Origin of the sequence: Pseudomonas sp. ANT_H4, from assembly GCF_008369295.1 — a bacterium.
Lineage (GTDB): Bacteria > Pseudomonadota > Gammaproteobacteria > Pseudomonadales > Pseudomonadaceae > Aquipseudomonas.
The window spans coordinates 20,733-39,691 of sequence record NZ_VOBG01000023.1 but is presented as its reverse complement, the minus strand read 5'-3'; the positions used below and the strand labels follow the sequence as shown (position 1 = coordinate 39,691).

Below are 18,959 nucleotides of genomic sequence, written 5' to 3'. Positions count from 1 at the left end.
TCAGTCCTTGGTCCCGGTCATGCTTTGCAGTACGCCATCACGGCGGATCAGCCCATGAAACAGCGCCGCCGCCAGATGCATCAGCACCGTTAGGAACAGCAAGTAGGCGAGAAACCCATGAGCCTTACGCAACACCGCAAATAGCTGGGCATTGGCCGAGACCAGTGCAGGCAACTGCACGGAACTGCTGAGCATCACCGGATCACCCGCCGCCGAAATCATCCCCCAGCCCAGCAACGGCAAGATCAGCATCAACGCATAAAGCACGACATGGGACGCCTTGGCCGCCAGCACCTGCCATAACGGCAAGTCGGTGGGCAACGACGGCTGGCGAGTGGAAAAGCGCACCACCAGGCGCACGATCACCAGCGCCAGGATGGCGATCCCCAAAGGCTTGTGCAGATGCAGCAGCCACTCGTGCCGTTGCGAGACCGAGGCCGCCATGCCCGCGCCGATAAACAGCATGGCGATGACCATCAAGGCCATCAGCCAATGCAGCAGCCGCGCCAAGGGTGCGAAAAACCGGGGTTGGACATTCATGGCTTCGACTCCTGAGGGGCACTGTGCAACTGACTGACTTCACTGGTACGGCGCAGGTAGGAACTGGCATACGCCGCCGAACGAGCGGCCAGCAGCGGGTCATTGGAGGCTTCGATACCACTGGGCAGGATCAACGGATCAAAGTTGATATCGCGGCAATCACCGTCGATTTGCGGCTGACTGCTTTGCAGTACCAGAGTCCCGGCGTTCAACACCTTGTGCTCACCCGACCAGGCCTTGCTGGCGTCATCAGTGGGGTCGCCGGGATTGGCCAGGGTGATATTCAACTGCCAATGCAGGGGGCCGGCTACCAGGCGCTGTGCCAGGTCTTTTTCCAGGAAGTCCGCGCCTTCTGGCGCTGCAGCACCTGGCGCATCCTCACTCACAGGCACCACGCCCCAGCGAACGGCCTGACGTTGGCCACTGGCATTCACCAGGTAAAACGCATTGATGCCGTTATAAGTCTCTGTGGCATAGCTGGCGGACGGTTTAGCGGTTTTTACCCACGCCAGAAACGGCGCCGTCTGCGGATGAGAAGCAAAGAATGCCGGCATATTGGCCGGGTTCGGCTTGCCGGTGGCAGGGTCCGGCGCGCCCGCCTTGAGCATCTGGTAGAACGCCTCGGGCGTGCCCACCGGGAACACCGGCATGCTGTTCATCCCAGTGCGCCATTGCTGGCCGTTGGCCAAGCTGAATTGCAGGGCAAAACTGCGGATCGGTACGCTGCTGTCCGGCGCATAGGGGTTGCCGCTGGGCAAGGCAAAGCGGCCAATCACCGGCGTACGCGCCTCGCTGAACACTTGGGCACTGGAATACTGGCGCACCGAAGGATCACTCTCGAAATAACCCGCCACGCATACACCTTTGGAGTGGTTTCGGCGGTAACCCGGATGCACACCGTTGTTGGTTTCCAAGGCGTTGACCAGGGTTTTTGGGCGCAATCGTTGTGGGTCGAGGCTGCCGTTGACGTAGGCAAAAGCCCCCGCCACAACCGCTACCACTACGCCGATGCTGGCCAACCGCACTATCAGGCTCGCAGTGCTTAACGGAGGGTGTCGCGGTGATGAGTGATCTACCATGAAAGAACTCCAGGGCCAGTGGCTACAGGTGTGAAAACAGAAGGTCGGTGCAATAGGACGAACCCCGGCAAACTCTATTCCCGGGCTGGCTGTTTATTTTTCAAGGCCTGGAATAACCTTCAACACTGGGCGTCTTCCTAGTCCCAGCGTAGTGACTAGCCAGAACCCCATGCACGAACTCGACGAACAGTTACGTGAACTCATTCCAAGGCTTCGGCGTTTTGCCGTGTCCCTGACGCGCAACTCCAGCAGCGCCGACGACCTGGTGCAGGCGAGCCTTGAGCGCGCGATCATCCGTTGGGCCGATAAGCGCCCCGAAGGCGATTTGCGCGCATGGCTGTTCTCGATCCTTTACCGGCAGTTTCTCGATGCTCACCGGCGTTCCCGGCGCTATGCGCGGATGCTTGAGTTTTTTACCGGCCGCGATGACGCCCAGCCCTCGGTCGAGCGCACCGTGATTGCGCAATCGACCCTGCAAGCCTTCGACCAACTGAACACCGAACAACGCGCCCTGCTGCTGTGGGTCTCGGTAGAGGGCTTGAGCTATAAGGAAGTCGCCGACATCCTCGATGTGCCCGTCGGCACCGTGATGTCTCGCCTGTCCCGTGCGCGCCAGGCCTTACGTCAGGTCAGCGACGGCGAAATCACCAGCCCTTCCCTGCGGATACTCAAATGATCAGCCTGCCTCCCAGCGAACGCGATTTGCATGCCTACGTCGATCACCAGCTTTTGGAGGCTGATCGTCGCCTACTCGATATCTGGCTGGCGGCCCACCCCGAGGTCGCGGCCCAGGTCCACGCCTGGCAACAGGATGCACAACACCTGCGCGCAGCCCTGAGTGGCGCGCTGCAACAACAACCCGCCAATCCTGACCTGGACCCGGCCATGATTCGCCAACGGATCAAGCGCCAGTCTCGCCGTCACCTCGCCACCGCCGCCGTGCTATTGATAGCCGTCAGCGTCGGCGGCCTGGGCGGCTGGCAGGCACGGCAAGCAACCATGACCAGCGCGGTGCCACCGATGACCGATGCCATGCAGGCCTATCGCCTGTTTGCCCAGAACCAGATCATGCCCGCCGACTACAAAGTGCAAGACAACGGCGACATACAAACCTGGCTCGACCGCTACTTCACCCAGGCCCACCGCCTGCCGGACCTGACCCAGGCGGGTTTCAAGGCGGTCAGCGGGCGCTTGCTCACCACCGAGCAGGGCGCGGCGGCCATGGTGCTGTACGAAGACCCCAAAGGCCGGCGCATCAGCTTCTACATCCGGCCACCAGGGCCGGGAAACAACCTGCTGCCACGGGGCAGTCGCAGTGCCGACGGGTTGCAGGCCGAGTACTGGTCGGGCGCCGGCTACAACTATGCGATGGTCAGCCCGACGGATGAACCGACCACCCAGATGCTCAAGCAGACCATAAGGTTCTAGAACCCCACGCCCAACACCACATGTCAATATCGGTCCTTGCGGTACAGATCGCGCCTCTGTGCTCGTCAAACCGCTATCATCACCACCCGTTACGCCCTTCCTATTGCCGAGTGACCACGCTGTTCATGGATACCCTTGCCCAACTCAAGGCCGGCCAATTGGCTGGCATCAAGCGTCTGGACCTATCTTGCGGGCTGACAGAATTCCCCCGGGAAATCTTCGACCTGGCGGACTCCCTGGAAATTCTCAACCTGAGCGGCAACGCCCTGCACAGCCTGCCGGACGACCTGCACCGCCTGCACCACTTGCGCGTGCTGTTCTGCTCCGACAATGCCTTCACCGAACTGCCCGAATGCCTGGGCCAATGCACCCGGTTGAGCATGGTCGGTTTCAAGGCCAACCAGATAGAAAACGTCCCGGCCGCCGCCCTGCCGCCATTGCTGCGTTGGCTGATCCTCACCGACAACCGCATCAGCCGGTTGCCGGCCGAGTTGGGCGAAAGACCGCTGCTGCAAAAACTGATGCTGGCCGGCAACCACCTTGAACAGTTACCCGAGAGCCTGGCCCACTGCAAAAACCTTGAGTTGCTGCGCATCGCCTCCAACCGCTTGACCTACCTGCCGGACTGGCTGCTGGCGCTGCCCAGCCTGACCTGGCTGGCCTATGCCGGCAACCCGGTGGAAATGGCCGTTGAGGTGGCCAGCAACGACACGACACTCAATATTCCCTGGTCGCAGCTCGACCTGGCCCAGGTGCTCGGCGAAGGCGCTTCCGGGATCATTCGCCAGGCGACCTGGACCCCAACGACGGGCCCGGCCAGGGCCGTCGCGGTCAAGCTCTACAAAGGCAGCATCACCAGCGACGGTTCTCCCTTGCACGAGATGCAGGCCAGCATTGCTGCCGGCCAACATGCCAATTTGATCAAGGTTGAAGGCCGCGTCATTGGCCATCCCGAAGGCCAGGCGGCGTTGGTGATGCAACTGATCGAGCCGAGCTACCGCAACCTCGCGGGCTTGCCGAGCCTGGCCTCGTGTACCCGTGACGTCTATGAACCCGGCACGCGCTTGCGCGCCGAGGTGGCCCTGCGCATGGTGAGCGGCATCGCCTCGGTGGCGGCACATCTGCATCGCCAGGGCATCACCCACGGCGATCTCTACGGCCACAATATTTTGTGGAACGAAGCCGGTGATTGTTTGCTGGGGGACTTTGGTGCCGCCTCGTTCCATGCCACGGCTGACAGCCTCGAAACACAGGCCTTGCAGCGCATTGAAGTGCGGGCATTCGGGGTGTTGCTGGGGGAGTTGCTGGAGCGGATTGAGACCGGGTTGAGCGATGAGAATCGCCGGGCACTGGAGGTATTGCAGGAGCGTTGCTGTCAGCCGGATGTGCTGGCAAGGCCGGGATTCGCCGAGATCGAGACGCTGTTAGCGTGACCGTATGATCATTCCCACACTGGGTGGGAATAATCAGTTAAAGGGTTAGCCCGCCAACCCGACAAACATGTCCTGCACGTCGTCATGGTTGTCCAGGCCTTCGAGGAAGGCTTCGACTTCAGCCATTTGCTCCTCGCTCAAACCGCTGACCGGGTTTTTCGGCTGATATCCCAGCTTGGCGGACAGCACGGTGAAACCCTGTTCAGGCAAGGCTTTCTGTACGGAGTCGAGGTCAGTAGGCTCGGTGATGAACAGGGTTGCGCCCTCTTCGCCTTCTTCAAAATCCTGGGCGCCGGCTTCAATGGCGGCCATTTCCGGATCGGCGTCCGGGGTGTCTGGCGTGGCTTCGATCATGCCGACATGGTTGAAGTCCCAGGCCACGGAGCCGGAAGCGCCCAGTTGACCCTTGCGAAACGCCACGCGAATTTCCGCCACGGTACGGTTGATGTTGTCGGTCACGCACTCAACGATCAATGGCACCTGATGCGGGGCAAAACCTTCGTAGGTCACGCGATGGTAGTGCACGGTCTCACCCAGCAGGCCGGCGCCTTTCTTGATAGCCCGGTCCAGTGTTTCCTTGGGCATCGAGGCCTTTTTGGCCTGTTCCACCACCAGACGCAGGTGCGCGTTGGTCGAGATATCGGCACCGTTGCGGGCGGCAATGGTGATCTCTTTCACCAGTTTGCCGAAAATCTTGCCCTTGGCATTGGATGCCGCTTCTTTGTGTTTAACCTTCCACTGTGCGCCCATGACTCGCTCTCTTTTGTCCATCGCGCCGAGACGTCTACTGGCCGGCGCTTTGGGGCCAGAGTTTATAGCGCAAAAACACTCTGATCCACCAAAAAACCGGCCGCTGACGCAGGAGGTCGGGTGCGCAATGGTTTGGAGTGGTGGCGACATTCCTGGAGATTGTCAGGGACACTGCCTGCTGGAGGATCAGCCCGGCGCCAACTCAAAAAACGCCTGAATCAAGCGCAACTCCCGGCGCCGCTCCATGCAACCGATCATGTGCTGGTTCACCAGCCCGTCGCCGCTGATGGGAATCGCTCGAACCCGTGGGTCGCGGCTGACCTCCACCGATGACACCACCCCCACCCCCAACTCAGCGGCCACGGCTTCCGTCACCGCTTCGCGGCTGTCCAGTTCCAGCAGCACCTTGGGCTGGACCCCTGCCTGGGAGCAGGCATCGTCGAAGGTGCGGCGGGTGATGGAACTGGGCTCGCGCAACACCATGATCACCTGGTCCAGTTGCTCAAGGCGAATCCCTGCCGGGTCCGCCAACCAGGGATGCCCTGCCGGCACCAGCGCGCAGATCCGTGACTCACTCAAGGGTTGCAGGTGCAGGCCCTTGCGCGGCTTGACCTCGGTCAACACCGCCACGTCAGCGTGTTCGGACAGCAGTGCGGCGAGGGTTTCCTGAGCGTTGCCCAGGCGCAGGTTGACGGTGATCCCCGGATAACGGGCGCGCAACTTCGCCAGCATCGGCATGACCATGTGCGGCCCGTCCGCCGCCACTTCCAGGCGCCCGGTGAGCAGTTGCCGGTTGGCCTCCAGCATCGCTTGCGCCTCGTCCACCAGGCCAAAGATGGCCCGAGTGATCGCGGCGAGCTTGGTGCCCTCCTCGGTCAATTCCACCCGCCGGGCAGTGCGCCGCAACAGGGTGATCTGGTAGTGCTCCTCCAGCGCCTTGATATGCCCGGTGACCGCCGGCTGGCTGATAAACAACCGCGCAGCGGCACGGGTAAAACTACCGTCACGGGCGACGGCATCAAATGCACGCAGTTGAAATAAATTCATAGTTATCGGCCTCACTGATGGCTGGCATAACAACAAACAATTTGATTGATGACAAGGCAAACTGCAACTTATGTCCCGTAGCTTCACCCCAACGCTTTGCGAGGACATCAGAATGAGTACTGCCGCGCCGATCCTGCTCACCCCCGGGCCCTTGACCACCTCCGCCCGTACCCGCCAGGCAATGATGGTGGACTGGGGTTCATGGGATAACAGTTTCAATCAACTGACCGCCAGCCTCTGCAAGCAGCTGCTGAGTATCGTCAACGGCAGCGACAGCCATCACTGCGTGCCGTTGCAGGGCAGCGGCACTTTCGCGGTAGAAGCGGCCATCGGCACCCTGGTCCCACGGGACGGCAAGGTGCTGGTGCTAATCAATGGCGCCTATGGCAAGCGCCTGGCGAAGATTTGCAAAGTGTTGGGCCGCTCGTTCAGCACCTTTGAAACCGCCGAAGATGAACCCACCACCGCCGCCGACGTCGACCGCCTGCTGCAGGCTGACAGCGGTATCACCCACGTCGCATTGATCCATTGTGAAACCAGCACCGGCATCCTCAACCCGCTACCGGAAATCGCCCAGGTCATCGCCCGCCACGGCAAGCGCCTGATCATCGACGCCATGAGTTCCTTTGGCGCGCTGCCCATCGATGCCCGCCAAGTGCCTTTTGATGCGCTGATCGCCGCCTCCGGCAAATGCCTGGAAGGTGTGCCGGGGATGGGTTTTGTCTTCGCCGAAAAACAGGCACTGACCGCCTCCCAGGGCAACAGCCACTCCCTGGCCATGGATCTGTTTGATCAACACAGTTATATGGCCAAGACCGGCCAATGGCGCTTCACCCCGCCAACCCACGTCGTCGCCGCACTGCACGAAGCGTTGCTGCAATACAACGAAGAAGGCGGCTTGCCGGCTCGCCATCAGCGCTATGCCAACAACTGCCAGACACTGCTGGAGGGGATGGCCAAGCTCGGTGTGCGCAGCTTTCTACCCACCGCGATCCAGGCGCCGATCATCGTCACCTTCCACGCGCCAAACGACCCGCGCTACCAGTTCAAGGACTTCTACGAACGGGTCAAGGCCAAGGGATTCATCCTCTACCCCGGCAAATTGACCCAAGTGGAAACCTTTCGCGTCGGCTGCATCGGCCATGTCAACCAGACCGAGATGCAGGCTGCCGTGGCAGCGATTGCCCAGGTACTGCAAGAGATGGAAGTGCTGTAAATCTGATTACCCCCCTTATTTTGAACCACAGGATTTGAACCATGAACTACCAAAACCCAAGCAAACTCCAAGCCGCCATCCTCGACTGGGCCGGCACCGTGGTCGACTTCGGCTCCTTCGCCCCAACCCAGATCTTTGTCGAAGCCTTCGCCGAATTCGACGTCCAGGTCTCCATCGAAGAAGCGCGCGGCCCGATGGGCATGGGCAAGTGGGACCACATCCGCACCCTGTGCGACCAGCCGCAAGTGGCCGAACGGTACTTCAAAGCATTTGGCCGTACGCCGACCGATGACGACGTGACCGCCATCTACCAACGCTTCATGCCGTTGCAGATCGAAAAGATCGCCGAACACTCCGCCTTGATTCCCGGCGCCCTGGAGACCATCGCGCAGTTGCGTCAGCAAGGTATCAAGATCGGCTCCTGCTCCGGCTACCCCAAGCAGGTCATGGATAAGGTGGTGGAACTGGCCGCCCGTAACGGCTATGTCGCCGACCATGTGGTCGCCACCGACGAAGTGCCCAACGGCCGCCCGTGGCCGGCCCAGGCGTTGGCTAACGTGATCGCGCTGGGGATAGATGATGTCGCTGCCTGCGTGAAGATCGACGATACCGTGCCGGGCATTCTGGAAGGCCGTCGTGCCGGGATGTGGACCGTGGCGCTGACCTGCTCGGGCAACGCGCTGGGCCTTACCTACGAACAATTTCGCGCATTGGACGGCGAAACACTGGCCAGCGAACGCAGCCGTATCCAGGGCCAGTTCGAAAGCTCACGTCCTCACTATATGATCGACACTATCAGCGACCTGCCTGCGGTCATTGCCGATATCAATAGTCGTCTGGCACGAGGTGAGATGCCGCAGAGCAACTGATAAAGATCAACATATTGCGACCTCACGCAGTTGCCACGGGCAAACCTGGAAAAAAGGCTTACATTGAAAGGACTTCGTCGTTAAAGAACGGAGGTTTGCCCTGATGAGTGAGGAACAAAGCAATGCCCTGGAAAAACACTGATTCGCGTTACAGTACGATGTCGATTGCCCTGCACTGGCTGATGCTGGTGCTGCTGGTAGTGGTCTACGCCGCCATTGAATTTCGCGGGATATTTCCCAAGGGTAGTGGTGGCCGTACGTTAATCAAGGAGCTGCACTTCATGTTCGGCCTGACGGTATTCGTACTGGTCTGGCTGCGACTGTTCGCGCGCACCCTGGGAGTAGCACCGAAGATCGTGCCGGCGCCGCCGCAATGGCAGGCCTTGCTTGCCACCCTGATGCACGTGGCGCTCTATGTATTCATGATCGGCATGCCGATTTTTGGCTGGTTGATCGTTAGCGCCGAGGGACACTCGGTGCTGTTTTACGGGATTGAGTTACCGCCGCTGATTGGCGAGAACAAGGACCTGGCCAAGCAGATCGAAGGCTGGCACGTGCTGGGTGGCACCATCGGCTATTGGCTGATCGGCCTGCATGCCATAGCGGGGCTTTATCACCATTACTTTATGCGTGACAACACCATGATGCGGATGATGCCTAAACGCTGACCTTACGCAAAACCCCGGCGGCCCTGTAAACCGCCGGTGTGGATGAAGATCAGGCGTGTGCCTACGGCAAACCGGCCCGCCTCGACTTGCTCCTTCAACGCCAGCAGCGCCTTGGCGGTGTAAAGAGGCTCAAGGGGCAAACCGCTGGCCTGTTCCGTGGCGTCGATAAACGCCAGCAGCACGGGATCAACCTGGGCAAATCCGCCTCGGCTGGCATCAAGCAGTTCGAACCCTCCTTGCACAATCTCGCGCACCTGGCGCTCCACACCGTGATCCTGTGGCACCGCCAGCGCGCCATACACCGGATGCGCACCCGCCTCGGCCAGCACCAGCCCGGCCAACGTGGTACCGGTCCCGGCGGCTAGCCACCAACCGTGATAGTCCGCCCAACCCAAACCGCACAACTGTGCCTGTGCCTGGAACACCAACTGCCTGCAGCCCATGGCCCCCGACAATCCTCCGCCACCCTCAGGCACCGGGTGCAAATGCGGATACTGCTCCCTCCACGACAGCCAGAAATCAGGCTCATGGCGCGCCCGATATCCGCCATAGCCCAGCCAATGCAGCTGCATGCCGAAGGCCTTGAGGTCGAGTACGGTGGGGGTTTCTTGAGGATGACCACGCAATAGCCCGACGGTGGCAAAGCCGAAGCGTTTGCCGGCTGCCGCCAACGCGTGCAGGTGGTTGGAGTAAGCACCGCCCAGGCTGATGATACCGCTAGCGCCGGCTTGCTGAGCTTGAGCCAAATGCTCGGTCAGCTTGAACCACTTGTTACCGCTGATCAGCGGGTCGATACGATCCAGGCGCAGCACCGCAACCTCGATGCCAGCGCGTGCCAGCCAGTCCAGATGCAACGGTTCAAGCGGGGCGTGAGGGAGCCAGTCGAAGGGACCCATGGCAGCGAGTCTGCATGAAAAAAGAGGCGGTATTCTAACACCACCCCTTCAACGCACTTACAACTCGGCGGCGAGGCGCGAGCCCTGGTTGATGGCGCGCTTGGCATCCAGCTCGGCGGCAACATCGGCACCACCGATCAGATGCACATTCTGCCCGGCAGCGACCAGACCGTCCTGCAGTTCGCGCAGCGGGTCTTGGCCTGCACAGATGACAATGTTGTCCACCGCCAACACCTGGGGCTCGCCGTCGGCACCGATGCGGATGTGCAAACCTTCATCATCGATCTTCAAGTACTCGACGCTGTTGAGCATCTGCACCTGCTTGTTCTTCAGGCCGGCACGGTGAATCCAGCCAGTGGTCTTGCCCAGGCCGTCACCGACCTTGGAAGCCTTGCGCTGCAGCAGGAACACCTGGCGCGCCGGTGCATGAGGCTCAGCCTTGATTCCGGCCACGCCGCCCCGCACCTCAAGGTGAGTATCAATGCCCCACTCTTTCCAGAACGCCTCACGATCCAGGCTGGTGGACACGCCTTGGTGCACGAGGAATTCCGACACGTCAAAACCGATGCCACCGGCCCCGATTACCGCCACACGCTTGCCCACCGGCTTGCGTTCCAGGATCACGTCCAGGTAGCTGAGCACCTTGGCGTTCTCGACACCCGCAATCTCCGGGGTACGCGGCGCAATACCGGTGGCCAGGATGATTTCGTCATAACCGCCAGCCACCAGATGCTCCACATCCACGCGGGTGTTGAGGCACAACTCGACATGGGTCGTCTGCAACTTGCGCTTGAAGTAGCGCAGGGTTTCAACAAACTCTTCCTTGCCCGGGACGCGTTTGGCGATATTGAACTGGCCGCCGATCTCGCTGGCGGAATCGAACAGCGTCACTTGATGGCCGCGTTCGGCCGCCACGGTGGCTGCAGCCAAACCCGCAGGCCCGGCGCCGACCACGGCGATTTTCTTGATCTGCTTGACGGGCAGATAGTTGAGTTCGGTCTCATGGCACGCCCGCGGGTTGACCAGGCAGGTGGTCAGTTTTCCGCTGAAGGTGTGGTCCAGGCAGGCCTGGTTGCAGCCAATGCACGTATTGATCTCGTCAGCGCGGCCTTCAGCGGCCTTATTGACGAAGTCCGCATCCGCCAGGAACGGCCGGGCCATGGAGACCAGGTCAGCATCGCCTTCGGCCAGGATCTGCTCGGCGATTTGCGGGGTGTTGATACGGTTGGTAGTAATCAGCGGGATCTTCACCGAACCGCGCAGCTTGGCAGTCACTTTACTGAAGGCGCCACGGGGGACTTTGGTGGCGATGGTCGGGATGCGCGCTTCATGCCAGCCAATGCCGGTGTTGATAAGCGTCGCGCCAGCCTGCTCGATGGCCTTGGCCAATTGCACGATTTCTTCCCAGGTGCTGCCGCCTTCCACCAGATCGAGCATCGACAGGCGGAAAATGATAATGAAATTGGGCCCCACGGCTTCGCGCACCCGACGGACGATCTCCACCGGCAAGCGCATGCGGTTTTCGTAGGCACCGCCCCAACGGTCGGTGCGATGGTTGGTGTGGGCAGCGAGAAACTGGTTAATGAAGTAGCCTTCAGAACCCATGATTTCCACACCGTCATACTCGGCGACCTGGGCCAGTACCGAGCAGGTGACGAAATCGCTGATCTGCTTTTCGATGCCCTCTTCGTCCAGCTCTTTAGGCTTGAACGGGTTGATCGGCGCCTGGATCGCGCTTGGCGCCACCTGCCTGGGGCTGTAGGCATAACGGCCGGCATGGAGAATCTGCATGCAGATCTTGCCACCCGCCTCGTGCACGGCATGCGTGACGATCTTGTGTTTTTGCGCCTCTTCCTCAGTGGTCAGCTTGGCCGCACCGGAATACACCCCGCCTTCATCGTTAGGGCCAATGCCGCCAGTGACCATCAGGCCAACGCCGCCACGGGCGCGCTCGGCAAAATAGGCCGCCATGCGCTCGAAACCACCGGGTTTTTCTTCAAGACCAGTGTGCATCGAGCCCATCAGTGTGCGGTTGCGCAAGGTGGTAAAACCCAGGTCCAACGGGGCCAGCAGGTGCGGGTAGGCAGCAGCGGTCATGGTACAGCTCCACAACGGATCATCACGGGACGTGGGACGCTCGAACGGCACCCCATCGGTTTATGCCCCACAGACTAAGAGTCCACCCGCTGTCGCTCAATGACTGAAACTGACAACTTATTGATCCAAATGCGCAGCGCCTCTTGGCAAGTGTGCCTATCGGCCCTACCCGGGTGCCAAACCCTCCATGAGTATTCACCAGGATCTAAATTCTGTTCACTCACCCTTGAACCAAGCGAGCGCGCGCCATTAATTGCCAACCTGAACGACATGTACTAAACCCAGTACAGTTTTATAACTAGAGCAGGACGGCCTTATGCACACGGAACGGTTATTTACCAAGCCTGCTCTACTCGGCGTTAGCGTACTTTCCCTGATGAGTCTCGCCTTGCAGCAAGCCCAGGCCGCCTGTGTACTTACCCCAGGCCTCGGGGTTGATTCTTATGTGTGCGACAGCGGCACCAGCGCTACCGGCCTTACCGACTTGGTGGGCAACAACACCCTGACACTTCCCGCCGGCGGCACCGGCACCATCAACGGCAACATCACGTTCGGTCCGGGGAGTGACTTCGTCGACATAAACTCTGGCCGCATCGTGGGGACAGTCACCCAGGGTGACGGTGCCGATCGCTTCCAGATCAGTGCCGGTGCGGTCACCGGGGCTGTTTCCCAAGGCAATGGTATCGATGACTTTGTAATGAGCGGCGGACAAATCCAGTCCCTGGCCCAAGGAGACGGCCGCGACACCTTCCTGATGACCGGGGGTACCATCGTCGGCGCCTTTGAAGACGGCGACGTGGCGCAGCAGACCAGCGGCACCATTGGCCGGGTCGACATGAAGCTGGATAACAATATCTACGACATGTCCGGTGGCTCGATTCTCGGCAACCTGGTGACAGGCTTTGGCACCGACCGGATTATCGTTTCCGGTGGCACTATCGGCGGCAATATCAGCGTCAGCGGTGGCAATGACAGCATCACAATCAGCGGCGGGATCATTAACGGCGAAATCCGCGCCAGCGTCGGCAACGACACACTCAACTGGATCAATGGCGGCCAGATCAAATCAGCCGTGCTGATGGGTGACGGTAACGATACCGCGCTGCTCAGCGGCCTGACTGAAAGCCTGTTAAGTGCCACGCCGTCCATCGACGGTGGCCTGGGCAATGATCAACTGACCTTCGATAACACCACCTCCAGCACAGCATCGCGTTACATCGGCTGGGAGACCGTCAACCTCAACAACAATTCGCGCTTCGACCTGGCGGGGGATTTTTTCCTCGGTGACAGCGCCAGCAATACTGGAACCTTTTCCATCGACAGCAGCAGTGTGCTGGCCGTGACCCAAGGCAGCATCCGCCCCTATACCGCCGGCCAGTTGGCCATCCTCAACAACGCCGGCACCATCGACATGACCACCGCCAGCAACAGCGCCACCGACTCGCTAACGGTGTACGGCAACTATGTTGGCAACAATGGACAGTTATGGCTGCAAACGGTGCTGGGAGACGACAGCTCCGCCACTGACAAACTGGTGGTCTCGGACGGCACCATCAGCGGCAACACCCAGTTGGCGGTAACCAACCTCGGTGGCCTCGGTGGCCTTACGCAAAACAATGGGATCGAGGTGGTGCAGGCGCTCAACGGCGCGGTCAGCACTACCGATGCCTTTGCCCTGAAAGGCTCGGTGTCTGCCGGGGCCTATGAATACTATCTGTTCAAGGGCGGGGTCACGGCGGGTTCGGAAAACAACTGGTACCTGCGCTCCTCGGTAGTGGCGGTGCAACCGCCCGTGGTACCGACGCCCCCACCGGTGCCGCCAGTCGTGGTGCCGATACCACCGATTCCACCGACACCGCCCGTGGTCGCGCCCGATGAGCCGCCGGTGGAGCCGCCGACCTCACAACCTGTCGCGCCAGTTGAGCCCCCTGCTCCACCACCCACTCAAGTGCCGGCCGGAGCCTCGCCTGAGCCTGCCGTCACCACCCCACTACTACCGACAGCGATCGCGGGCGCCGATCCAATTCCCCTGTACCGCCTGGAAGTGCCCGTGTATTCGGTGGTGGTGCCGGCCGCACAGTTGATGACCTTGCAAGCGCTGGGTACGTTCCATGACCGCCAGGGCGAACAAAGCCTGCTGAGCGAAACCGGAGCCGTCCCGGCCGGTTGGGGTCGTGCGTATGGCAGTGACTTCAACAAGAGCTGGTCAGGCACCGTTTCGCCGAGTTTCGACGGTTCTGTCAAAGGCTATCAGGTGGGTCACGATCTCTACGCCTCTGAAACCAGTGGCGGGCAGACCCAGCGCTTCGGTTTGTTCGTGGGTCAAAGCCGTTTACAGGGCGACGTCAAAGGCTTTGCCTTGGGCTTCCAGGACCGCCGCTCCGGTCGGGTCAAACTTGACGGGGACAACTTCGGTGCCTACTGGACCCTAACCGATCCCAAAGGCTGGTACGTGGACCTGGTGGCCATGGGTACCCGACTGGATGGCGACAACAAATCCGACCGTGGCGTGAAGACGGACAGCAAGGGCCACGCACTGGCGCTGTCGGCAGAAGCCGGGTATCCGATTACCGTGTCGGAGCACTGGGTAGTGGAACCGCAGGTCCAGGTGATCAACCAGCAGATTAATATGGACAGCCAGAATGACGGTATTTCCAAGGTCTCATTCGACTCCCAGGATTACTGGACCGGGCGCGTCGGCGCACGCCTGAAAGGCCGTTACCTGGTGCAAAACACGCCGATCGAACCTTATCTGCGAGCCAACGCCTGGCGCACCTTCGGTGGCAGCGATACGGTGACCTACGATGACGTCGACCGGATCAAGAGCGATCACAAGTCCTCCTCCGCCGACCTGGGCGTGGGCGTAGTTGCCCGCTTGTCCTCGACGGTGAGCGTGTACCTGGCGGCGGACTACAACACTAATCTGGATACCAACGAACTGGAGGGTGTCAGTGGTAACGCGGGGGTTCGGATCAGTTGGTAAACAATCCCAGTCAGTCAAGCGAGCACAAGGCTCAAAATAACGAAGATCTCATGTGAGTGTGCGCTTGCCCCAAACTTCACTTCGATGGGTTTGGGTGCAAGCGCAGATCACATTTGACACAACGCATCCTCCGTATTGAATGAGGCCGACATTCACCTCGCCGCAAAAATATGATTTCATATCGATCTGAAATTTTGCGCCCAACCATTGTTTTTCGTACCTGCGATACAGTTTTAAGGGAACATGCAAGATCATGCACACCGTCCGTTGTCATTTTCCCCATGCGTAAACTGCTTGCCTTAACCCTCACCCTGGCCTTCGTCGCCGCCGTTTCCGCCTATCTGGTCTGGACCCAGGAGCGCCCCGTGGGGCATTACCTGTCGGACCTGCGGATTAACCTGGCAGTCGACGAAGGTATCCCCGCCGATCGCGGCAACCTGCTGGGCATCCAGCCGGAACTGTTTCCCGCCGACTACCAGAGCCTGGAACGCCTGCACCTGAAACTGTCTGCCTACCTGCGCAAAGCCCAGGACCAAGGCCTGATTAACGAGAAAACCATCGTCGTATTGCCCGAACATGTCGGCACCTGGCTGATGCTCAGTGGCGAAAAAGACCAACTGTACCAGGCCACCAGCCTTGAAGAGGCAATGAACTGGCTGTCGGCCAGCAACCCGCTGCTGTTCCTTCGCGCCCTGATCAGCGCCGAGGGCGCCAACCGTATGGACGACGCCTACCTGCGCATGAAAGCGCCGGCCATGGCTCGGGACTATCAGATTCTGTTTGGCGGCCTGGCCAAAGAGTTCGGCATCACCCTGGTGGCCGGCTCCATTGCCTTGCCCAACCCCAGTGTCAGCCAGGGCCAATTGCAGGTCGGCCATGGAGCGCTGTACAACGCCAGCCTGGTATTTGGCCGTGATGGCTTTCCGTTGGGCCAACCCCAGCGCCAGCTCTACCCGATCTTCGATGAACGCGGCTTTATCCAACCCAGCGATGAAAACGCCATCAGTGTGATCGATACGCCTGCCGGCCGCCTGGGCATCCTGATTGGCAGCGACAGTTGGTACCCGGACAACTACCGCAAGCTCAATGAACAAGGCGCGCAATTGGTCGTGGTGCCGGCGTTCGTCATTGGCCGCGATACGTGGGACAAACCGTGGCGTGGCTTCAAGAGCGTATCGACGCCGCCGGAAGTCAGCCTCAAGCCCGAAGAACTCAGTGAAGGCGAAGCCTGGCATCGCCTGACGCTGATCAGCCAACAACCCATCAGCCAAGCCACGGCCGGCATGAGTGTTTTCCTGCGCGGGCAGTTCTGGGACCAGAGCAGTGCCGGGCAGAGCTTTCTCACCCGCAATGGCGAAGTGTTCGCCGACAGCAACGCGCGTGGTGCGCGCATGCTGAACGTCTGGCTGTAAATCATGAAGCCTGCGCCAATGCGCCTCGGGGATTTATCGGTGGGCTTTGTCCACACACTGGCCGACGCCATCCTCAGCCATGGCCTGGACCCGCAACCACTGCTGCTGCAATACGGCCTGGACCCGGCACGCCTTGGCGAGGCCGGTGCTCGCTTGTCGATCCCCCGCTACATGCGCCTGGGCCACGCGGCCATTCAGTTGACCGGCGATCCGAGCCTGGGTTTGCGCATGGGCCAGCTCAGTCGCTTGAGCCAGGCAGGGTTGGCCGGTGTCACCGCCGCCCAGGCGCCCACCGTACGCGAGGCCGCCCGCACGCTGACCCGCTTCGAAGCGTTGTATGGCACCAATTACCGTGGCCAGTCCAGCTTTCATGAAGACACCCAGGGCGCGTGGTTGCGTTTCTACTCCATCAGCCCCTACAACGCCTACAACCGCTTTGTGGTGGACTCGATCATCGCCGGCTGGCTGCATCAGCTGTCGAGCCTGAGCGCAGAACCGGTGCGGGCCGAACGTATCGAGATCGAATTCGCGGCGCCCGACTACAGTCCGCGCTACAGCGTGCTGGGAGACTGTCCGATTCAGTTTGGTGCCGAGGCCAATCAACTGCGCCTGAGCCAACACACCCTGGCACTGCGCAACCCCGCGCATTGCCCCAGTACCTGGCAAACGCTGTTGCAGCTGTGTGAAAGGGAATTGGAGCAGTTGACCCGCACCCGCAGCCTGCGCGAGCGCATCACCCGTTTACTCGGGCCGATGCTCAATGGCGGTCGGGAACCCAACCTGGAAGAAGTGGCGGCACGCTTGAAGCTGCCAACCTGGACCTTGCGCCGCAAACTGGCCGAAGAAGGCACGCAGTTTCGGGCGATTCTCAACGATACCCGCCGCGACCTGGCCATGACCTATATTCGCGATACGGAACTGGCGTTCGGCGAAATCGCCTACTTGCTCGGTTTTGCCTCAGCCGAAGCCTTTCAACGGGCGTTCAAGCGTTGGAACAGCCAGACCCCAGGGGAATTTCGCCGCAGTCAGCGGCATTCAGCCTGACGTCCGGTTACAGCTCTGTGGCGTCATCGGTCGGGTCCAACGGGTCCAGTTCAAAGGCCTGGTACTCCAGCAATTCTTCCTGGTAATCGTCCATTGTCAGCTCCTTGTTGAGTTCAACGCGGTGGTTGCTTAATGACCTGCACAACCAGCCTAAGGTGCCGTCATGACGAAAAAATGTACGGGCCATGACGTTCCTGCACCTGAATATTAAACGTAGCCGCGTTCTGGCGATTTAGCAGTCTGCGGTGATGGTCGCCACCGACCACATGAAAATCTTCGCCTACCAGATCCGCACGTTCGCCCCTGGGCGCCAAAGGGTTCGATCAATCCGATACGCGGGAAGCTTTACGGGAGTTCTTCAAGGAGAGTCGGCATTTCATCGCGCTGGCCGCGCTGAAGGCCTTGGCCGACGACGGTCTGATCAGTCGCAGCCGCGGCAGCGAGGCCATAAGCCGCTACGGGATTGATGTCGACAAATCGAATCCCGTAGCGGTCTAGCTCAGACTACTGTGCAGGTGTCGGTAGGGGCTCAATGGACTCTGTCGGCGCAGGCAACGTTGGCGCAGTTTCAACCGGTGCCGCTGGCTCAGGGGCTTGCTCTGGTGCAATCGGCGCGGCTTCCGGTGGCGGGGCCAACGGTTGCGATGCCTCGGGCTCTGCCGCAGGGGCGGGCGACGTTACCGGAGCCAGGGGCGCGGGCACCTGGGGCTTATCAGCCGCCGGGGCCGGCTCAGCCGGTGCCGCCTTGGGCTCCGGCACGCCCAGCTCGGCCTTGGGTTTTTCAGGAATATGCGCGGCCTTTTTCACTTCCTGTGGCAGAAAAATATCCACCAGCGCGAAATAACGGTCATAAAACTTGGGCGCAGACACTGTCTCACTGGCCACCTTGACCATCGAGTCATCGGTGGAGCCAATCGGCATCGACACCGATCCCAACACACCCACACCCAGGCTTGCGGAGTTATTGACCTTCTTCAGTGCATAGCGATCCTGCAGGGCGTTGGCAAACATCGTCGAGTGATGATTCGCACTGCCATCGTCGGCGCACACCACGTTGAAACTAATCTGCAGGTGGGTTTCGCCGGTCTGCTGGAAACTCTTGTTACCGACCACCAGCTTCGGATCGCTGCTGGTGATGATATAGCCCTGGCTTAGCAAGGCACGCCTGGCCGCTTCGCAAGCCGCGACATCACTGACCGGATAATCACGTGAAAACGTACCGGAGTCGTCGAAATTCTCATGTTCATAAATAGCGGTCTTGGGCGACGAGCAGCCCGCGGCGCCCGCCAGCACCAGCGCCACGCTGAGGGCACGCAAGTGAAATGATGTCGACATTGAAAATCCTGAGGAAAACAGTCAGGGCGGTATTGTGCAACAGATCGTGGCGTTGGCGCGCGGATTCCTGTCGGTAAAACGTCACAGTCTTACGGGTCGGTGTCTGCAGGAAAAAGGCGCTCGCCCATAGGGTCGATAAACACCCGCAACTTCGCCGAGGCA

At 60.5% G+C, this 18,959-nt stretch carries 17 protein-coding genes and 1 pseudogene; 10 read left to right on the top strand and 8 right to left on the bottom strand.

Going from position 1 to position 18,959, the window contains the following annotated elements; genetic code table 11:
- The gene (locus FQ182_RS23305; protein WP_149413999.1) at positions 1 to 540 is read right to left on the bottom strand and encodes a cytochrome b; all 540 of its coding nucleotides are present in this window, start codon (positions 538 to 540) and stop codon (positions 1 to 3) included.
- Entirely contained in the window at positions 537 to 1,619 is a 1,083-nt protein-coding gene (locus FQ182_RS23300) for a catalase family peroxidase (protein WP_149414000.1), read from the bottom strand. Before FQ182_RS23300 ends, FQ182_RS23305 begins: the two co-directional genes overlap by 4 nt.
- A gap of 169 nt (positions 1,620 to 1,788) precedes the next feature.
- Between FQ182_RS23300 and FQ182_RS23295 the strand changes: the two genes are divergently transcribed.
- The 3 genes from FQ182_RS23295 (at position 1,789) to FQ182_RS23285 (ending at position 4,480) form a co-directional block, all read left to right on the top strand.
- On the top strand, positions 1,789 to 2,295 hold the full coding sequence (locus tag FQ182_RS23295; protein WP_149414001.1) for a sigma-70 family RNA polymerase sigma factor: 507 nt from the start codon (positions 1,789 to 1,791) through the stop codon (positions 2,293 to 2,295).
- The gene (locus FQ182_RS23290) at positions 2,292 to 3,047 is read left to right on the top strand and encodes an anti-sigma factor (RefSeq protein ID WP_149414002.1); all 756 of its coding nucleotides are present in this window, start codon (positions 2,292 to 2,294) and stop codon (positions 3,045 to 3,047) included. The genes FQ182_RS23295 and FQ182_RS23290 overlap by 4 nt, the downstream gene beginning before the upstream one ends.
- Before the next feature lie 125 nt (positions 3,048 to 3,172).
- Complete coding sequence (locus FQ182_RS23285) at positions 3,173 to 4,480, top strand: leucine-rich repeat-containing protein kinase family protein (protein WP_149414003.1); 1,308 nt, start codon at positions 3,173 to 3,175, stop codon at positions 4,478 to 4,480.
- Positions 4,481 to 4,525: 45 nt separating this feature from the next.
- Here FQ182_RS23285 and FQ182_RS23280 read toward each other — a convergent pair whose 3' ends face one another.
- Entirely contained in the window at positions 4,526 to 5,230 is a 705-nt protein-coding gene (locus FQ182_RS23280) for a YebC/PmpR family DNA-binding transcriptional regulator (protein ID WP_149414004.1), read from the bottom strand.
- A 186-nt stretch (positions 5,231 to 5,416) separates the two neighbouring features.
- Positions 5,417 to 6,277: a LysR substrate-binding domain-containing protein gene (locus FQ182_RS23275; RefSeq protein ID WP_149414005.1), complete on the bottom strand. Its 861-nt coding sequence runs from the start codon at positions 6,275 to 6,277 to the stop codon at positions 5,417 to 5,419.
- A gap of 112 nt (positions 6,278 to 6,389) precedes the next feature.
- On the opposite strand from FQ182_RS23275, the gene FQ182_RS23270 reads away from it, so the two are divergent.
- The 3 genes from FQ182_RS23270 (at position 6,390) to FQ182_RS23260 (ending at position 9,030) form a co-directional block, all read left to right on the top strand.
- Entirely contained in the window at positions 6,390 to 7,493 is a 1,104-nt protein-coding gene (locus tag FQ182_RS23270) for a 2-aminoethylphosphonate--pyruvate transaminase (RefSeq protein WP_149414006.1), read from the top strand.
- Positions 7,494 to 7,534: 41 nt separating this feature from the next.
- The gene (gene phnX / locus FQ182_RS23265) at positions 7,535 to 8,362 is read left to right on the top strand and encodes a phosphonoacetaldehyde hydrolase (RefSeq protein ID WP_149414007.1); all 828 of its coding nucleotides are present in this window, start codon (positions 7,535 to 7,537) and stop codon (positions 8,360 to 8,362) included.
- A 122-nt stretch (positions 8,363 to 8,484) separates the two neighbouring features.
- Complete coding sequence (locus tag FQ182_RS23260; protein WP_149414008.1) at positions 8,485 to 9,030, top strand: cytochrome b; 546 nt, start codon at positions 8,485 to 8,487, stop codon at positions 9,028 to 9,030.
- Positions 9,031 to 9,032: 2 nt separating this feature from the next.
- On the opposite strand, the gene FQ182_RS23255 is transcribed toward FQ182_RS23260, so the two are convergent.
- Positions 9,033 to 9,926: a 1-aminocyclopropane-1-carboxylate deaminase/D-cysteine desulfhydrase gene (locus FQ182_RS23255; protein ID WP_149414009.1), complete on the bottom strand. Its 894-nt coding sequence runs from the start codon at positions 9,924 to 9,926 to the stop codon at positions 9,033 to 9,035.
- A gap of 57 nt (positions 9,927 to 9,983) precedes the next feature.
- Positions 9,984 to 12,023 carry an NADPH-dependent 2,4-dienoyl-CoA reductase gene (locus FQ182_RS23250; RefSeq protein WP_149414010.1) on the bottom strand — a complete coding sequence of 680 codons (2,040 nt, stop codon included), beginning with the start codon at positions 12,021 to 12,023 and terminating at the stop codon, positions 9,984 to 9,986.
- Positions 12,024 to 12,339: 316 nt separating this feature from the next.
- Between FQ182_RS23250 and FQ182_RS23245 the strand changes: the two genes are divergently transcribed.
- From FQ182_RS23245 to FQ182_RS23235, 3 genes are all read left to right on the top strand, one after another.
- Complete coding sequence (locus FQ182_RS23245) at positions 12,340 to 15,006, top strand: autotransporter outer membrane beta-barrel domain-containing protein (protein ID WP_149414011.1); 2,667 nt, start codon at positions 12,340 to 12,342, stop codon at positions 15,004 to 15,006.
- A 281-nt stretch (positions 15,007 to 15,287) separates the two neighbouring features.
- A complete protein-coding gene (locus FQ182_RS23240; protein WP_149414012.1) occupies positions 15,288 to 16,418 on the top strand; it encodes a carbon-nitrogen hydrolase family protein in 1,131 nt (376 codons plus the stop codon).
- Positions 16,419 to 16,421: 3 nt separating this feature from the next.
- On the top strand, positions 16,422 to 17,462 hold the full coding sequence (locus FQ182_RS23235; RefSeq protein WP_149414013.1) for an AraC family transcriptional regulator: 1,041 nt from the start codon (positions 16,422 to 16,424) through the stop codon (positions 17,460 to 17,462).
- A 7-nt stretch (positions 17,463 to 17,469) separates the two neighbouring features.
- On the opposite strand, the gene FQ182_RS23230 is transcribed toward FQ182_RS23235, so the two are convergent.
- A complete protein-coding gene (locus tag FQ182_RS23230; protein ID WP_149414014.1) occupies positions 17,470 to 17,649 on the bottom strand; it encodes a hypothetical protein in 180 nt (59 codons plus the stop codon).
- Positions 17,650 to 17,707: 58 nt separating this feature from the next.
- On the opposite strand from FQ182_RS23230, the pseudogene FQ182_RS30465 reads away from it, so the two are divergent.
- A pseudogene (locus FQ182_RS30465) lies at positions 17,708 to 17,960 on the top strand (pyruvate dehydrogenase); the annotation flags it as partial.
- A 6-nt stretch (positions 17,961 to 17,966) separates the two neighbouring features.
- On the opposite strand, the gene FQ182_RS23220 reads toward FQ182_RS30465, so the two are convergent.
- Entirely contained in the window at positions 17,967 to 18,797 is an 831-nt protein-coding gene (locus FQ182_RS23220; protein ID WP_149414015.1) for a DUF2242 domain-containing protein, read from the bottom strand.
- Positions 18,798 to 18,959: the final 162 nt, after the last annotated feature.

Coding starts and splice junctions, on each gene's coding strand:
- FQ182_RS23230 (WP_149414014.1), bottom strand. CDS start 17,649: ATGGCCCGTACATTTTTTCGTCATGACGGCACCTTAGGCTGGTTGTGC.
- FQ182_RS23280 (WP_149414004.1), bottom strand. CDS start 5,230: ATGGGCGCACAGTGGAAGGTTAAACACAAAGAAGCGGCATCCAATGCC.
- FQ182_RS23275 (WP_149414005.1), bottom strand. CDS start 6,277: ATGAATTTATTTCAACTGCGTGCATTTGATGCCGTCGCCCGTGACGGT.
- FQ182_RS23295 (WP_149414001.1), top strand. CDS start 1,789: ATGCACGAACTCGACGAACAGTTACGTGAACTCATTCCAAGGCTTCGG.
- FQ182_RS23220 (WP_149414015.1), bottom strand. CDS start 18,797: ATGTCGACATCATTTCACTTGCGTGCCCTCAGCGTGGCGCTGGTGCTG.
- FQ182_RS23305 (WP_149413999.1), bottom strand. CDS start 540: ATGAATGTCCAACCCCGGTTTTTCGCACCCTTGGCGCGGCTGCTGCAT.
- FQ182_RS23260 (WP_149414008.1), top strand. CDS start 8,485: ATGCCCTGGAAAAACACTGATTCGCGTTACAGTACGATGTCGATTGCC.
- FQ182_RS23255 (WP_149414009.1), bottom strand. CDS start 9,926: ATGGGTCCCTTCGACTGGCTCCCTCACGCCCCGCTTGAACCGTTGCAT.
- FQ182_RS23300 (WP_149414000.1), bottom strand. CDS start 1,619: ATGGTAGATCACTCATCACCGCGACACCCTCCGTTAAGCACTGCGAGC.
- FQ182_RS23270 (WP_149414006.1), top strand. CDS start 6,390: ATGAGTACTGCCGCGCCGATCCTGCTCACCCCCGGGCCCTTGACCACC.
- FQ182_RS23290 (WP_149414002.1), top strand. CDS start 2,292: ATGATCAGCCTGCCTCCCAGCGAACGCGATTTGCATGCCTACGTCGAT.
- FQ182_RS23250 (WP_149414010.1), bottom strand. CDS start 12,023: ATGACCGCTGCTGCCTACCCGCACCTGCTGGCCCCGTTGGACCTGGGT.
- FQ182_RS23235 (WP_149414013.1), top strand. CDS start 16,422: ATGAAGCCTGCGCCAATGCGCCTCGGGGATTTATCGGTGGGCTTTGTC.
- FQ182_RS23240 (WP_149414012.1), top strand. CDS start 15,288: ATGCGTAAACTGCTTGCCTTAACCCTCACCCTGGCCTTCGTCGCCGCC.
- phnX (WP_149414007.1), top strand. CDS start 7,535: ATGAACTACCAAAACCCAAGCAAACTCCAAGCCGCCATCCTCGACTGG.
- FQ182_RS23245 (WP_149414011.1), top strand. CDS start 12,340: ATGCACACGGAACGGTTATTTACCAAGCCTGCTCTACTCGGCGTTAGC.
- FQ182_RS23285 (WP_149414003.1), top strand. CDS start 3,173: ATGGATACCCTTGCCCAACTCAAGGCCGGCCAATTGGCTGGCATCAAG.